This is a genomic window from Haloplanus natans DSM 17983 (assembly GCF_000427685.1).
GTDB classification, from domain to species: domain Archaea; phylum Halobacteriota; class Halobacteria; order Halobacteriales; family Haloferacaceae; genus Haloplanus; species Haloplanus natans.
This window is the reverse complement of record NZ_KE386573.1, coordinates 863,725-880,214: the sequence shown is the minus strand read 5'-3', so window position 1 is coordinate 880,214 and position 16,490 is coordinate 863,725. Positions and strand designations below refer to the sequence as shown.

Annotated in this window: 12 protein-coding genes; 9 read left to right on the top strand and 3 right to left on the bottom strand. The window is 64.6% G+C overall.

All coding sequences use genetic code 11. The features are described 5' to 3' along the window. Positions 1-160 precede the first annotated feature (160 nt). The 4 genes from HALNA_RS06730 (at position 161) to HALNA_RS06715 (ending at position 7,807) form a co-directional block, all read left to right on the top strand. Entirely contained in the window at positions 161-1,675 is a 1,515-nt protein-coding gene (locus tag HALNA_RS06730; protein ID WP_049935633.1) for an FGGY-family carbohydrate kinase, read from the top strand. Continuing rightward, positions 1,672-3,192, top strand: a complete 1,521-nt coding sequence (locus HALNA_RS06725) for an FGGY-family carbohydrate kinase (RefSeq protein ID WP_049935632.1) — start codon at positions 1,672-1,674, stop codon at positions 3,190-3,192. Before HALNA_RS06730 ends, HALNA_RS06725 begins: the two co-directional genes overlap by 4 nt. Positions 3,193-3,400: 208 nt before the next feature. Next, complete coding sequence (locus HALNA_RS06720; RefSeq protein WP_049935631.1) at positions 3,401-4,171, top strand: IclR family transcriptional regulator; 771 nt, start codon at positions 3,401-3,403, stop codon at positions 4,169-4,171. Positions 4,172-5,872: 1,701 nt separating this feature from the next. Further along, positions 5,873-7,807 carry an archaea-specific SMC-related protein gene (locus HALNA_RS06715; RefSeq protein WP_049935630.1) on the top strand — a complete coding sequence of 645 codons (1,935 nt, stop codon included), beginning with the start codon at positions 5,873-5,875 and terminating at the stop codon, positions 7,805-7,807. Between the two features lie 36 nt (positions 7,808-7,843). Here the strand turns inward: HALNA_RS06715 and rdfA are convergent, their stop codons facing one another. Beyond that, the gene (rdfA, locus tag HALNA_RS06710) at positions 7,844-8,473 is read right to left on the bottom strand and encodes a rod-determining factor RdfA (RefSeq protein ID WP_049935629.1); all 630 of its coding nucleotides are present in this window, start codon (positions 8,471-8,473) and stop codon (positions 7,844-7,846) included. A 661-nt stretch (positions 8,474-9,134) separates the two neighbouring features. Between rdfA and HALNA_RS06705 the strand changes: the two genes are divergently transcribed. The 3 genes from HALNA_RS06705 to HALNA_RS06695 all read left to right on the top strand — a co-directional run bounded on the left by HALNA_RS06705 (position 9,135) and on the right by HALNA_RS06695 (position 13,140). Beyond that, on the top strand, positions 9,135-9,908 hold the full coding sequence (locus HALNA_RS06705; protein WP_049935628.1) for an IclR family transcriptional regulator: 774 nt from the start codon (positions 9,135-9,137) through the stop codon (positions 9,906-9,908). Positions 9,909-10,069: 161 nt separating this feature from the next. Then, positions 10,070-11,239, top strand: a complete 1,170-nt coding sequence (locus HALNA_RS06700) for an enolase C-terminal domain-like protein (RefSeq protein WP_049935627.1) — start codon at positions 10,070-10,072, stop codon at positions 11,237-11,239. A 239-nt stretch (positions 11,240-11,478) separates the two neighbouring features. Further along, the gene (locus HALNA_RS06695) at positions 11,479-13,140 is read left to right on the top strand and encodes an aldehyde ferredoxin oxidoreductase C-terminal domain-containing protein (RefSeq protein ID WP_049935626.1); all 1,662 of its coding nucleotides are present in this window, start codon (positions 11,479-11,481) and stop codon (positions 13,138-13,140) included. Positions 13,141-13,183: 43 nt separating this feature from the next. Here the strand turns inward: HALNA_RS06695 and HALNA_RS06690 are convergent, their stop codons facing one another. Then, positions 13,184-13,438, bottom strand: coding sequence for a MoaD/ThiS family protein (locus tag HALNA_RS06690; RefSeq protein WP_049935625.1), 255 nt, complete (start codon positions 13,436-13,438; stop codon positions 13,184-13,186). Positions 13,439-13,530: 92 nt separating this feature from the next. Between HALNA_RS06690 and HALNA_RS06685 the strand changes: the two genes are divergently transcribed. Further along, the gene (locus HALNA_RS06685) at positions 13,531-13,875 is read left to right on the top strand and encodes a MoaD/ThiS family protein (RefSeq protein ID WP_049935624.1); all 345 of its coding nucleotides are present in this window, start codon (positions 13,531-13,533) and stop codon (positions 13,873-13,875) included. A 60-nt stretch (positions 13,876-13,935) separates the two neighbouring features. Here the strand turns inward: HALNA_RS06685 and HALNA_RS06680 are convergent, their stop codons facing one another. Next, the gene (locus HALNA_RS06680; RefSeq protein ID WP_049935623.1) at positions 13,936-15,060 is read right to left on the bottom strand and encodes a zinc-dependent alcohol dehydrogenase; all 1,125 of its coding nucleotides are present in this window, start codon (positions 15,058-15,060) and stop codon (positions 13,936-13,938) included. A 139-nt stretch (positions 15,061-15,199) separates the two neighbouring features. On the opposite strand from HALNA_RS06680, the gene dctP reads away from it, so the two are divergent. Beyond that, the gene (gene dctP / locus HALNA_RS06675; protein ID WP_084509931.1) at positions 15,200-16,477 is read left to right on the top strand and encodes a substrate-binding domain-containing protein; all 1,278 of its coding nucleotides are present in this window, start codon (positions 15,200-15,202) and stop codon (positions 16,475-16,477) included. Positions 16,478-16,490 lie beyond the last annotated feature (13 nt).

Sequence of the window (16,490 nt, the reverse complement as noted above, 5' to 3'; positions counted from 1 at the left end):
GCCGGATTACCCGCAGGCTGCTACCTGACACTGCGGGTGCCTATGCGTGCCACAGGCACGAGCCCACCGTTTAACACAAACATTAATAAATTTTTCTACGACCCCGATGCCCGCTGTCAGGTCACGAAAGATTATAACGATTGCTCGTCCGCGTTGACGCATGGCAGGGGTACTGATCGGCGTCGACGCGGGAACGACGAACATCAAGACGGTGGCGTTCTCGGCCGGAGGTGACGAACTCGCCCGGGCGAGTCGGAGAAACGAGGTTCTGACCGAGGACGGTCGGACCGAACAGGACATGGAGGCGACGTGGGAGCGGACGGCCGCGACCATCGAGGACGTGAGTGCGTCGCTATCGGCCGACGACCACGTCGTTGGCGTGGGCGTCACGGGCCAGGGCGACGGCTGTTGGCTCGTCGACGGTGATGGGCAACCGGCGCGAAACGCCATCCTCTGGAACGACAACCGCGCCGCGGATGTCGTCGAGGAGTGGGGCGAGACGGGGGTCAGCGAGCGCATCTTCGACATCTGTGGCAACGGGCTGTTCGCGGGGGCGAGCCTTCCGATCCTGCGCTGGCTTCACGACAACGAACCGGCGACGCTCGACCGCGCCGAGACGGTGCTTTTCTGCAAGGACTGGATCAAATACCGATTGACCGGGGAGCTGACCACCGATCTCTCCGACGCCTCGTTGCCGTATCTCGATGTCCGTACGCGCGAGTACACGGACGAACTGTCCGACCTCGCCGGCGTCCCGGGCGTCGAAACGCTGTTTCCCCGACTCGAACCGGCGACATCCATCGTCGGCACGGTCACCGAGTCGGCGTCGGCACGGACCGGCCTTCCCGCGGGGACGCCGGTCATCTCCGGCGTCATCGACATCGTCGCCTCCGCGGTGGGGAGCGGCGCCGCACGGCCGGGCGACAGTTCCTCAGTCGTGGGAACCACCGCGCTCAATCAGACGATCCTCGAGTCGGTTCCGGATCTCGACGAGCCGGTCGGCTTCACGCTGGCGATCACCGAGGATCGATACACGCGGGCGATGGCGTCGATGGCGGGGACGCCGAACCTCGACTGGGCGCGGGCGGAGATCGCCGAGACGGACGACTTCGACGCCGTCGAGGATGCGGCGCGGTCGGTCCCCACCGGCGCCGACGGCCTGCTCTATCACCCCTATCTCAGTTCGTCGGGCGAGCGGTCGCCCTTCATCGACTCGGCGGCACGCGCACAGTTCAGCGGCCTCGACCCCTCCCACACCCGCGCCCACCTCCTCCGGGCCGTCTACGAGGGCGTCGCCCTCGCCATGCGTGATTGCTACGAACACCTGCCGACCGAAGCCGACCGCGTCGTCGTCAGCGGCGGCGGCGCGGACTCGACGTTCTGGTGTCAGCTGTTCGCGGACTGTCTCGACACGACTGTGGCGGTCCCCGAGGGGAGCGAACTCGGCGCGCGCGGCGTTGCCCTCCTCGCGGGCGTCGCGCTGGACGCGTACCCCGGCATCGAGGCCGGGCTCGACGCGATGACGGGGATCGACCGATCGTACGACCCTCGGTCGGGGTACGCCGAGCGGTACGACGAGTGGTACGAGGTGTACCGAACGACCTACGAGGCGATGTTCGACGCCTGGGAGACACGGGCGGCCGTCCGCGACGAGTTGCGCGGGGACGGCCGATGACGCGGTGTCTGCTCGGCGTCGACGCGGGCACGACGACGATTACGGCCGTCGCGTTCGCGGCTGACGGGACCGAACGCGCCCACGCCGCCCGCGACAACCGCGTTCACCACCCCCGCGACGAGTGGGCGGAACAGGACATGACGACGACGTGGGAGCGGACAGCCGGGGCGATCCGTGAGGTGGTGACGGCGCTGCCGGCCGGCGACGAGGTGGTCGGTGTCGGCGTCACGGGCCAAGGCGGCGGGTGCTGGCTGCTCGACGCGGACGGGGCGCCGGCCGGAAACGCGATCCTCTGGACGGACGCCCGCGCGTCGGCGATCGTCGAGGCGTGGCGCGACGACGGGACGAGCGAAGCGCTGTTCGACCGCTGTGGCTACGGTGCCTTTCCGGGGATGGCGCTGCCCATCGTCCGCTGGCTTCGCGAGCACGATCCGGACGCCCTCGACCGCGCGGCGACGATCGTCGGCTGCAAGGACTGGATTCGCACCCGTCTGACGAGGACGGTCGGGAGCGATCCGACCGACACGTCACTGATCCACCGCGACATCCGGGGCGACGGCTACCGCACCGACACCCTCGAACTCGCCGGCGTGCCGGCGGTCGGTGATCTCGAACCGCGGGTCGACGCGCCGACGAGCGTCGTCGGCGAGGTGACGGCCGACGCCGCCGCAGCCACCGGACTTCCAGCCGGGACACCGGTCGTCGCGGGGACGATGGACGTGGCGGCCTCGGCGTACGGCAGCGGCGCGTACGAACCGGGCGAGGGGTCGACCGTCCTCGGGACGACGCTCCAGAACCAGGTCCTTCTGGAACGCCCACGGATCGTCGGGCCGCCGACGGGCTACACGCTCGATCTCGGGATCGACGGCCTGGGACTCCGTGCGATGGGCACGATGGTGGGGACGCCGAACCTCGACTGGGCGCGGGCGCAGATCGCCGAGACGGACGACTTCGGCGCCGTCGAGGACGCGGCACGGTCGGCGCCGATCGGCGCCGACGGCCTCGTCTACCACCCCTACCTCAGTAGCGCCGGCGAGAAAGCGCCGTTCGTCGACCCGGCGGCACGCGCGGGGTTCAGCGGTCTCGACCCTTCCCACTCCCGCGCCCACCTCCTTCGGGCCGTCTACGAGGGTGTCGCCCTCGCTGCGCGCGACTGTTACGAATCGTTACCGACCGACCCCACGACGATCACCGTTAGCGGCGGTGGCACGCGGTCGGCGTTCTGGTGTCGGCTGTTCGCCGACTGCCTCGATACGCCGGTGACGGTGCCCACGTACGGCGAACTGGGTGCGAAAGGCGCCGCCATGCTGGCGGCGATCGGGGTGGATCGATACCCCGACCTCGGCGCGGCGGTCGAGGCGATGAGCGGCGCGGCGACGACACACACACCCCGCCCGGAGCCCGCGTCGATGTACGACGCCCTGTACGAGTACTACGATGCCGTCGCGGAATCGATGGCCGATGCGTGGGCGCTTCGCCGGACCGTCGCCGAGTCGTTCGACGCGGTCGACGAGTGACGCCGCCCGACGACCCTGTATTCTGTATAGCAGAAGCAGGTTGTCGATCGTCCCGAGAAGGCCTCAAATCCTATTAGCGCACGTCTGTACGTGGATTCGTCGCTCCTTGTACCGGACGGGACGGTAAATGATGCCCGTGTATCCGCGACGTTTCGGTATACTGTTCTGAATGAAAGAACATTAGGTCTCTCGGTGGGTACGGCGTCGCATGGGAGACCCCGCGAACGTCCCGGTGAAGTCGGTCGAGACGACGCTCGCCATCGTCGAGGCGCTTCAGGAGACGAACGGTGGCGAACTCACGGCCCTCGCCGATAGGGTCGGCCGGTCGAAGAGCACAGTACACAACCACCTGCAGACCCTGGAACGCCACGGCTACGTGGTTAGAGACGGGGACCTGTACCGACTCGGGCTTCGGTTTCTCGACCACGGCGGACACGCGAGAGCGCAGACGCCGAGTGTCCACCTGATCCGGCCGAAAATCAGCGAAATCGCCGACTCGACCGAGGAGATCTGTCAGTTCGTCGTCGAGGAACGGGGGCGAGGGATCGTCCTCTTCCAGGAGCGGGGCGACGACGCCGTGGAGACACAGACCCGGATCGGCACGTCAGTCGCGCTCAACGGCATCGCCGGCGGGAAGGCACTGCTCGCGCACCTCCCGGACGACCGGGTCGACGATATCCTCGCCGAACGGGGGCTGCCAGCGCTCACCGATCAGACTATCACCGATCGGGAACACCTGCTCGACCGCCTCGACACCGTTCGTGACCGTGGGTACGCCATCAACGCCGGGGAACACATCCGCGGGATGCGGGCGATCAGCGTCCCGATCAAAACGACCGAAGGCGACCTTCTGGGGGCGATCAGCGTCGCCGGACCCTCCTATCGACTCGAGGAGTCCACCCACGAACGGTCCATCGTCGACAGCCTCCTCGGCGTCGCCAACGAACTGGAACTCAACGTGACGTACTCGCGGTTCTGAGGGTGGCGTTTATTCTGTTTTGCAGAAAATAACGTCGGCCACTGACTCGGCGACGAGCGGCCCGGACGAGCGCCCACAAACTCGCCGCGTGGTTCGACCGGGAGACGCTGTGGGTGACCAACCGGGGGGCCGATACGGGCGATCGGGCGGTCGACGCCGTCGACTGCTCACCGACGATAGCGTGCATCAGAGACCGAAACCGGACGGAACCAGGTAGAGTGGGGTCGACGTCGACGACCGTTCGTACGATTTCGTCCCCCACCGAACGATCCATCCCTATCCGACGGACGTGGGGCCGAACGTGACGGGACCGAACGGCGCGTCCCGACACGAACCCGCCGGTCCATCGGACGCCTGCGAAGCTTTCGTCCACAGATCATATCAAATTTTGTTACTGTATATTCAAATGTTATAACGCGTGCAGTAATGACACGGAGGGCCACCCGGTCCGGCGTTCGTGGCGGTAGAGTGCCCGACGACGTTGCCGAAATCGTTCGCGTTGGAACGGCTGAAATTCACAGTTCGAACCCGTTTCGACGGTTCTGATGTCGGTCGATGGGACTCCGGAGGCGGTCGAAATCGCTCCAGTTCGGCGAATCGTTCGGGCTCCGCACACCGTTTCGGGCCGACGATCCGAATGATAGAAATCGGATACGATAAATTTAATCTAACTAGAGTAGTACGTCACCGTGATGTCCGTGGCCCGGTCTCGAATCGACGAACCGCGGGCCCGAGCGCTCGGGAACACCCCACGCATCGACCGAAGAGGGGAGACGTCGGGACGACGGGACCGATCGAAACGGGGTTCGAGCGACCGTACGACATCCCGCCGAGCGAGATGAGCGAACGGTGTATGGCCGCCCGCGAGCGGGCGGTATCGACCGTCGACGCCCTCCCTCTCGCTTCATCCGGGTCCGGTGACGGCACCATGCACATCGCGAACGCCACCGAGACGAGGATGCTGTCCGCGCCGTCCCGCGGCGGGTTCTCGCACAGCCCCCGCGAGTGGACGGACCGGAGTAGCTACGCGGGTGTGGACGGCCGGAGTGGCGAATCTCGCACGCGAACGAGGATCGGTACCGAGCCACGGAAGCGTGTTCACGACACGAAAATTCCTCGTCGATCGGCGTGCGCTTCATACTGTTTATTGTAAGTCATTACCGGTGGGTCGCCAAGCCGGTCCGGCGACCCACTGGTAACCAGTTACAATAAACAGTATCAGTCGACTCGTCGGTTCGGCGACGCTCGGTCGGTACGGAGGTTCGCGTACTCCCCGGTCGTCTCCGCGAGTTCCTCCTTGCCGGAGCGATAGAGGAAGTTGCGGTTCCTGACGGACTCTCCCGGGGTTGGAGGCCGAGTTCGTACTGGTCGCCGGTCTTGGCGACGAAATCCTCCTGCCGGAGCGTCGCCAGGTAGTGGTACATCCATTACCGTGGGAGCCCACTTGATCGTTCACCTGTCCCAAACGGGATCGAGTCGATGTCCGGAAATTCGGTCGTACTGTCGCCCGAACCCCCGCCGAGGAACGACCCCGACCCCGTTCCATCGGCGGTAGCGACACACTGCGATGGTGATCCACCTCGTTTCCGAAACGAAAACGGGCCGATCGGAGGTTTTCTAACACCAGTAATATTGTTATTTTAGCGCGCGGCGGCGGAGTACAACAACGTTTTTATGATACGAGGGTGAGGGTAGACCGAAATGGATACGAAACTACTTGGGCAGGAAGCTACCCTTCGGGTGCGGAACGTCGGCGGCATCGACGAGACGGCCGTGGAGTTCGATCCGGGGATCACGATTCTGACGGGGAGAAACGCGACGAACCGAACGTCGTTGCTCCGTTCGATCATGGCAGTCATGGGGAGCGACGACGCCTCACTCAAGGCCGACGCCGACGAGGGGCGCGTCGAACTCACGGTCGGGGACGAGCGCTACGTACGGACGTTCACGCGGACGAACGGCACGGTGACGACTGGGGGGGACCCGTTTCTGGACGACCCCGAACTGGCGGATCTCTTCGCGTTCCTGCTGGAGTCGAACGAGGCGCGGCGATCGGTCGCCCGGGGCGCGGACCTACGCGAACTCATCATGCGGCCGGTCGACACCGAGGCGATCCGGGCAGAGATCCGGGAACTCGAACGCGAGAAATCCCGGATCGACGACGAACTCGACGAACTCGACGACCTGAAAGGCGACCTACCGGAGCTCGAACGGAAGCGGAGCCGCCTCGAAGGCGATATCGAGGAGAAGCGGGCGGAACTGGCGGCGAAAGAGGAGGACATCGAGACGCTAGACGCCGACCTCGACGAGACGCGGGAGGAGAAACGGGAGCTCGAATCGCGGCTCGACGACCTGCGGGAGAAGCGTTCGTCGCTGGAGCGGGTGCGATCCGACATCGACCTCCAGCAGGAGAGCATCGAGTCGCTCACGGCCGAGCGCCGGGAACTGGAAGGCGAGCGCGACGACCTGCCCGAGACGCCGATGGGCGAACACGCCGACCTCGACAACGAAATCGAGCGCCTCCGGGAGCGAAAGGAGACACTCGAACGCGAGGTGAGCGATCTACAAGACGTCATCGGGTTCAACGAGGACCAACTCGACGAGACGGGGTCGATCGCAGCACACCTTGGCGGGGACGAGGACGGCGCCGTGACGGACGCGCTCGTCGACGAATCGGTCGTCTGCTGGACCTGCGGCACCACCGTCGAGGCGGATCGGATCACGAACACGCTCGATCAGCTCCGGGAGATCCGCCAGGAGAAACTCGAGACGATTCGATCGCTCGAATCGGAACTGAGTCAGCTGAAAGACGAGCGCCGGACCTACCGGAAACAACAGCAGCGCAAGGAGACCATCGAGCGAAAACTGAGCGACATCGACGGCGAGATCGAGGACCGCGAGACCCGGCTCGAGAGCTTGCGCGCCGAGCGCGAGGGGCTCAACGAGGACATCGAGGCGCTCGAGGCCGAGATCGAAACCCTGGAGTCCGACGATTTCGGCGACATTCTCGACCTGCACAAGGAGGCAAATCAGCTCGAGTTCGAGCTCGGACGGCTGGAGTCGGACCTCGACGACGTGGCCGACCGGATCGGCGCCATCGAGGAGCGCCTGACCGAGGAAGACCAGCTCCGGTCCCAGCGTGAGGAACTCAACGCGGAGCTGCGTGATCTCCGGACGCGGATCGACCGGATCGAGGAGAACGCCGTCGAGCAGTTCAACGACCACATGGCCTCTGTCCTCGACATCCTCGGCTACGAGAACCTCGAACGTATCTGGATCGAACGGGTCGAACGCACCGTCCGCGAGGGGCGTCGAACCGTCGAAAAGACGCTGTTCGAACTCCACATCGTCCGGAGCACCGAGAACGGGGCGACGTTCGAGGACACCATCGACCACCTCTCCGAGAGCGAACGCGAGGTGACCGGCCTCGTGTTCGCGCTCGCAGGCTACCTCGTCCACGACGTGTACGAGACGCTACCGTTCATGCTGCTCGACTCGCTCGAAGCCATCGACTCCGACCGTATCGCCGCTCTGATCGAGTACGTCGCCGACTACGCCGAGTTCCTCGTCGCCGCCCTCCTCCCCGAGGACGCACAGGCCCTCGACGACGTGTACGCCCGCGTGACGGAGATTTGAGTACCCGATTGGCTAACACCCATATCGGTGTTATTGCTATTCGTCGGCCGCGCAGTCACACCCACCTCGTTCCAGCAGTTCGACGACGCTGTACTGGGCGCCACAGTCCTCACAGAGTACGTCGACATCGACGAACAGGCGGAAAGTGCCAAGGGTGAGCCGGTCGGTCGAGCGGAGGCGGTCCAGACTCCCCTCCGTGATCGACCGGAGCCGCGAGCGGAGGCGCTGGATCGTATCGACGACCGACTCGACCTGCTCGCTATCGGACGGCTCCTCGTACGTAGCGTCGCGGTACTCGGTCAGGTACGAGCGGATGGCCTGATAGGTGATGAAATCGCGTTCGAGGCCGTCGACGTCGACGCCGTCGCGTTCGAGTCGGGCGCGTGCCTCCGTCCGCATCCCGCTGCTCACGTCGTCGGCGGTGAGGAGGCGATAGAGGTTCTCCACCTCGCCACTGACCGTCGACGCCCCCGCTGCGGTCAGGGCACTGTCGAGAAGGCGTCGGTTGAACAGCGCCGCGAGGTCACGGAGGCTCCGACGCTCGTCGCCCTCGGCGGTCCAGAGCCGTTCGAGTTCGTCGCCGAACGACTCGCCGAGGCCGTACTCGTCGATCAGCCGGGCGACCTTGCTCGACGGTCGATCGCTATCGTCGCGGTTGTCGGTCATGTCTTGCTACTTCATGCGATGCGGCACACATAAAAGACGCGGCACGTCGGTCGTCGGTCCGGAGCGTTCGGCCGTTCACAATAAGATAACGCCGCCCCGACTGCCCGACGACTCCACGGCCCGTGACCGTGTTCCACGGGAGCGTCCGCGTAGCGCCGGTGCGACGAACGGCTCACCGAGTTACTGTGCCATGACACCACACCACAGTAAGGCGTCCCGTCGAAACGGCGGGCTCGCTCGACTCGAACTCGTTTCGTGAAATGAAACGGCGATTCGGGCGCCGTCACGGTCACGAACGGCGCGTGAGTGCAACTATGGGTGGTCACCGAGTGTGTGTTACCGCCGAGTACGGTCGCGTCGTCGCTGTCGGCCGATTCGGGCGAGATATCGACAGCGTAGCCGCCGGAATCGGCGACGACGACGGCCGGCGCGCCGTATCGAGGCTCGTTCTCCTGGCCGACCCGAGGGGGTGTCGATTCGTGCCATCGTAAACACACGAACAGTCGGCTTTTGGCGAGAATAAAATTTGGTCTTTAACTTCTGTTCTATCCGGGACCACGAACGACCGGCAAATACCGTCAGATATCGAATATATAGACATTTCGTGGGCGGCGTTACTTATAGAGAAACGATTAAGTCACTGCGAATTAGTTTTCGTGCCATGGTGAACCGCAACACTCCCGGCACGATCAAATCGGGCGAACAACTGCTCGAGGTGGTCCAGGCGTTACAGAAACTGGGCGGCGCCGGCGTGACGGAACTCGGGGAGTATCTGGACATGGAGAAGAGTCACGTCCACAAGTATCTGAAGACGCTGGAGCAGACGAAATACGTGGACAACACCGACGGCGAGTACGCGCTGAGTTTCATGTTCATAACGCACGCGGAACACGTCAAAAAGCAGAGCAAGCTGTGTCAGGTGGCCAAAAACCGCGTGGAGAAGATGGCGAACAACGTCGACGACGTGGTCAAGTTCTCCGTCAAACAGGGCAACTACTCCATCGGCGTCTACATCAACAACGACTCCAATATGTTCCAGGTCAACTTCCTCCCGGGGCGACGGGAGTATCTACACCAGTCCGCCCCGGGGAAAGCGATGCTCGCCGAGGAGTCGGACGAACGAATCCGGGCGTACGTCGAGGAGACCGGACTGCCGCCCCGGGAGGACGACACCGTAACGACCGCAGAGGAGTTGTTCGCGGAGGTGTCCACCATCCGTGACCGCGGCTTCGCCATCAGTAGCGGCGAGTGGCACGAAAAAATAAACGGCATCGGCGCGGTCATCACGGGACCGACGGGCAAGGTCGGTGCGATCAACGTGTTCGGTCCGGCGGCCAGCCTCCCGGAGGAGTACCTGATCGAGGAGTACGGCGACGACCTCCTGCGGATAACGAGCCAGATCGAACACAAAGTGGAACAGGAGATGGAGGCGTAGCGCGGGCGTCTCGGGGCCGAGGGTTCCGCACCAACTAATTTATACTCCGACTCGCGTCGTTAGCACACCGTGATCGAACACGAACGGACGGACACGGCGCCACGAGGACTGCCACACGAGACGGCCGAGGGAACGGCACGGACGGACGCGGGTGGCGACCCATGAGCCCGACGATCACCCGGATCGAGGTCGACTCGTTCACCTATCCGGTCGAAGGCGCCCGCCTGAAACCGGCGGTCCGGAAACTCGTCTACGCGCCGGGGGAGACACACGAGCGAACCGCACACGGGATCCGCATCCACACCGACGTGGGGGTGACCGGGGAGTACATCGGTGGGAACGGCCCGGGGCTCGCACAGATCGACATGTGTGCCCGGTCCCTGCTCGGCGAGAATCCGCTGGATCGAGAGCGACACTGGGCGTCGATGCGCCAGGGGCTCCGCAAGTACGACCAGATGGGACTCGGTATGCTCGATATCGCCCTCTGGGATTTCGCCGGCCGGCACGTCGACGCGCCGATCCACCAGTTGCTCGGGACGTACAGGGAGCGGTTGCCCGCGTACGCCTCGACGTACTTCGCGAATCCCGAGGACGGCCTCGACTCCCCGGCGGCCTTCGCCGACTTCGCGGAGACCTGCCTCGAATACGGCTATCCGGGGTTCAAGACCCACACCTGGTGTGGGGAGACCGACATCGAACGGGAGCAGGCCCTGATCCGAGCGGTCGGCGAGCGGGTCGGGGATCGGATGCGGTTGATGCACGATCCGGTCTCGAAATACGAGACGTTCGCGGACGCCCTCGCCGTGGGGACGGTGTGTGACGAGTACGACTACTTCTGGTACGAGGACCCGTACAGTGACGGGGGTCGGTCACAGCACGGGCACCAGAACCTGCGCCAGCGCCTCGACACGCCGCTCTTGCTGACGGAACTCGTGCGGGGACTGGAGCCGACGACCGATTTCGTTGTGAACGGCGCGACGGACTTCGCCCGCGCCGACCCCGAGTGGGACGGCGGAATCACGGGGGCGATGAAGATTGCCCGCGCCGCGGAAGGGCTCGGCGTCGACATCGAGTATCACCTCGCTGGGCCCGCACAGCGCCACTGTATGGCTGCGACGCGCAACACCAACTTCTACGAACTCGGGCTCGTCCACCCGGAGTCGAAGCGTCCCCACACAGAGTATCCCGTCTACCAGGGAGGGTACACCGACCGCATCGACGCGATCGACGACGACGGTACGGTGCCCGTGCCAACCGGCCCGGGACTCGGCGTCGAGTACGACTGGGAGTACGTCGAGGCGAACCGGATCGACAGACGCGTCTACGACTGATACGGATTATTGTAACTGTTCACCGGTGGATCGTCGGCCCATCTCGGCCACCGGTACTGACTTACGATAAATCGTATGAGACGGGGTAGTGTGAGCCCGAACCCGTGATTCGTCGGGAGGGTCCGCGAACCACGGGGACACCGTTATCCCCTACGGCGGGCCGTCGATGCCGGTGGGGCGCCGACACGACTGTCCCCATCCGAACGTTCATGTGCGACGCTCTCGTTACCCGAACCACCATGGAACACGCCAACGGACCCCTGTTGACGATCGACGTCGGGGACCGAAGCGTCGAGGAATCGGCCATCGACGACCACCTCGAATCGTTCCTCGGCGGGCGGGGCATCGCAACCAAACTCGCCCACGAGCGCATTCCGTTCACCGCCGATCCGCTCGGCCCGGAGAACCGAGCGTACCTCTCGACCGGGCCGTTACAGCAGTCACGGATGTCGTTCACCGGCCGCATGAACATGACCGCCCTCTCGCCGCTGACCGACGGCCTGGTCTCGACGAACGCCGGCGGCTACCTCTCCCGAAACTTCGCGGGGACCGGCTACCCCGTCGTCGAGGTTGTCGGCGAGAGCGACGAGTTGCTGGCGATCCACGTGAGCGACGACGGCGTCGAATTCGAGACGGTGCCCGAACTGCGCGAGGCCCACGTCCCCCACGTGAGCGAGGTGATGAACGACCGCCACGGCCTCGAATCGGAGAACCTCGTCACCATCGGGCCGGCCGGCGAGAACCTGGTCCGGTTCGCCTGCGTCATGACCTACGACTCGCGGGCGTTCGGACGCGGGGGACTCGGCGCCGTGCTCGGCTCAAAAGGCGTCAAGACCATCTCCTTTGCGGGCGAGTCGGCGCCGACGGTCGACCTCTCGTCTCAGGTCCAGTCCGAGATCCACGGCGAGGCGGCGACGACCGACGACATGATGAAACGTCAGGGGACGACCGCCGGCACGCAGTTCATCAACGACAACTTCTCGCTTCCCACCCGGTATTTCTCCGAACTGTCGTTCGAGGACGTCGAGGGCATCAACGGCGACGCCGTCGAATCGAAAAAATACGAGAAGGCGGCCTGTTCGGTCTGTGCCTTCGCCTGTAAACTCCCCACGAGGGACGAAGCGTCCGGCGTCGAGACGGAGGGACCGGAGTTCGAGACGGTGTTCTCGTTCGGCAGCAACCAGGGGATCGGTGATATCGTGGACGTGATGCAGTCGAACGAGCTCTGTGACCTGCTGGGGATGGACACGATCAGCGCCGGCAACGTCGTCGCCGCGTATCTCGCTGCCGAGGACGAGTTCGGGAACGCGGAACTCGTCCACGACCTCCTGCCCAAAATCGCCCACCGCGAGGGGATCGGGGATCTACTGGCGGAGGGGGTCGACCGCGCACACGCGGACCTCGGCGTCGAGAACTGGAGCGTCAAAGGCATGGAGTTCGCCGCCCACGACGGCCGCGTGCTCAACGGACAGGGGCTCTCGTACGCCGTCGCGAACCGCGGCGCCGACCACATGTACGGCAACATGCTGAGTCCGGAATACGACGGCGCCGTCGACCCCAACGGGCTCTCCGCGGAGAAAGTCGAGTTGCTGATCCACCGGGAAAACAAGATGGCAGTCCGTGACAGCGGGGTCCTCTGTGCGTTCGGCATAGACGACTACGTCACCGAGTCGGATTTCGCGGCGTTGCTGCGGACCGACTGGGAACGACTCGACGCCATCGGTGACCGAATCGTGGCCCTAGAACGGCATTTCAACAACCAGCGTGGACGGGACCGGGCCGACGACCGCCTGCCGTACGACATCGAGGGGTTCGAGTCGGCGCTGGAGCAGTACTACGCGGGGCGACAGTGGAACGACGACGGGACGGTCCCGGAGGCAGTCGTCGAGAGCTCCCTCTGATAGGTCCCGGCCGACGACGCTCGTCGTCGATACCGCTGGCAGATCAGTCCCGCACCGGCGACGTGGAGAGGCTCACCACGTCGCCGTCGGCGAGGGGAGCGTCCCGATCGAGGTGAGTGCGATCACGCATCACGACCACCCCGTCCTCGTCGCGAGCGAGTCGGGCGAAGTCGGGATTGGCCTCCCCGAGTCGGTCGAGCACGGTCGCGACGGTCGCTCCTTCGGGGAGGGAGCGTTCGAGGGACTGCGCTCCGAGGGCCGTGCGGACGGCGCCGTAACACCTGAGTTCGACGTTCATGCGGGACGGTCGGTGGCCACTCACTCGAACCTATCGATCGGCGAGGACGGGCCGGCCTGTGGATTCATGTAGCCACCCGGCAAAGCGGGTGTATGGACATCGAGTGTGTCTGTTTCGGCCCGATCCGGGAGGCAGTTGGGACGAAGACCGTGGTGCAAACCCTGGCGGCGGGGTCCACGGTGGATGACCTGCTAGCGGAACTGGATCGCGAACTGGACGGGTTTCGCGGCGCCGCCCTGACCGAGGACGGCGAACTTCGTGAGGGGATCGTCGTCACGGTCGACACCGACAACATCCGACAGCGAAACGGCACGGCGACGACGCTGACCGATGGCGACACCGTTCGGATCACGCCGCAGATCCAGGGCGGGAAGCCGGATCGACGCCCGCGGAGCCACTCGCGACACCGATCGGCTGGGGCCGAAGGCGGCGAATAGCGCGCGGAGACACGACGGAACGGCGCCACCGGCGGGAGCGGGGTTGACACCCGGATCGGCTCAGATACCGTGTGGATGCACCGTTGCCCGGTACGCTTCACCGGACTCCTGGGCGGCGTAGGCTGTCTCCGCGTCTTCGAACGTCGTCTTGAAGTTGAACAGCTTCCGGAACGGAACGTCGTCTTCCAGTTGCGACAGCAGTTCGATCGCGGACTCGAACTGTGTCGGGGGGTACGCCAGACTTCCGTAGATGTTCAGCTCCTTCTGGACGATCCGGGTGGGGTTGATCTCGCTCTCCCCGTTGTACGCGAAGTGGCCGGCTTCGACGTACGTGCCGCCGTCGTGTGGTAGCTCCAGACCTTGCTCGACCGCCTGTGGGACGCCAGCCGCTTCGATCACGACATCGGGACCGACGTTTCCGTTCGTGAGTTCCTTGACGGTCGTGACGAGTTCGTCCGGTTCGTGGTCGGTCAGGTTCACGAGGTCCGTGGCACCAAACTCCTCGGCGAGTGCCAACCGTTCGTCCAAGGCGTCGATGGCGATGATCTGTCCGGCGCCGGCCGCCGTCGCGGAGCAGATGGCGAAGAGACCGACCGGGCCGGCGCCCTGTACGGCGACGCTCCGCCCGACACCGAACCCTTCGCGCATGTGTGGGAGTCCGGGCTGCATCGACCGTTCGAAGGCATGCATCCCGACCGACAGCGGCTCGACGAGCGCACCCAGTTCCACGACCATCTCCTCGGGAAGTTTGTAGTAGGCGGCCTTCGGCGGCAGGACGACGTATTCGCTCATGCCGCCGGCGTACTGCTCGTCGACGTTGTCGAAGCCGAACCGATCGGGGTCCTTGCTCAGTCGGGGACGGCCCGGCATGTTTCGGGCGTACCAGTCGTCGCTGCCGCCGGGCATCGCCGGGACGACGGCTAGGCGGTCCCCCTCCTCGATGTCGGCCCCTTTCGAGTCGGTCTCGACGCGTTCGCCGACGTGCTCTATCTCACCGGCGAACTCGTGACCCGGGACGACGGGGAAGTCGAGATCCATTCCCCCGTTGTACATATGTACGTCGGTGCCGCAGATGCCGGACAGTTCGACGCGGAGAAGCACGTCGTCCGGACCGGGGTCGGGAATCTCGATCTCCTGGTGACGTACCGTTCCGGGTTTCGTCATGACTACTGCAGTGGTCTCCATACCATTTCCCTTCCCGAACAACAGCATATAAATTTTTCCTAAATTGGGGGCGTACGCCGGCAGTCGAGGGCGACAACTAATTTAGATAATCCAACATGAATGCATAATGTTTATTAATTTGTGACACAGTCTCAAGCCCATGTCACGAGACAGTGACGTATCTAGACGGACGGTTATCAAAACGACCGGGGCGGTGGGAGCGTTCGGAGTGAGTCTCGCGGGCTGTTCGGGGGGCGGTGGCGGCGGTACGGACACCGGTTCGGACGGGTCGGGCGGCGGCAGTACGGACACCAGTTCGGGCGGGTCGGAGGCGGAACTCACGCTGACGATCGGCGGGGTGATGACGAAGCCGGGGAGTGCGTGGGAAGGAGCACAACCGTCCGGTCACTGGGAGTTCGAAAAGCGTGTCGAGGAGCGGACCGGCGGTCGAATACAGGTAGAAAACGTCGCCGAGGGACAGCTCTGTGGAGAGCTGACCTGCCCGGACAAAGTCCGACAGGGCGCAGTCGAGATCGGGAGCGCCTCGATCGGGAACTCGACGAAATTCTATCCGATGAACGATATCTGGATGTTGCCGTTTACGTTCCCGAGTCCGCAGTCGCTCGGCTACGTCCATCAGAAGCCCGAAACGTGGGAACAGTGGTGGGTTCCGTTCGCACAGGAGTTCGGCGTCGTTCCCCTGTGGATGCACGCACCGACGCTGCGGTCGATCAACATCGGCCTCGACAGATCCAACAGTCGGGATTCGGCCCACCGGCTGCCCGCGGACGTCAAGGGGATGGACTGTCGTCGGACCGGCAGTCAGGTGTCCGGAATCTGTCTCAACGAGTGGGGGATGAGCCCGGTTTCCGTGTCCTGGGCGGACAGCCTTCAGGGCCTGCGAACCGGGGTGGTAGGCGGCATGGAAGCGGCGATTTCACCCATCTGTGCGTATCAAGGTAACATGGCCGACTCGCTGGGGGAGAGCGTCCACAACCAGTGGACGATCCACAACGACGTGAAGTGGGCCAGCGTCGAGTGGCTCAAGGGGCTGTCGGAGGAAAACAGGGCGATCATCGCCGAGGAATCCCGGAGGATCTATCGGGATCTCGTGCGGATGAACCCCGAAATCCACCAGCAGAGACTCGGAACCCATACCGACGACCCGCCGGAGAGCGCCTGCGTGAACGAACACGACCTGCAGGTAAACTACATCGAAGGCGACGAGCAACGGCAGTGGATGGATATGGTCTCGTACGAGCAAAACGCCGATCTGTACTCGGACATTATCGGGAGCGCCGATCAGATCGGGGTCGACGGGGAGGCGTTCCACGAATACCTGCACGACTCCGCCCGGGAGTCCGCGGTCCCGGACGGGTTCTGGGGCGACGACTACACCGTCGACGCGTGGTGGGACGACTACCTCGAAGAGATGTAACCGATCCGCTTGA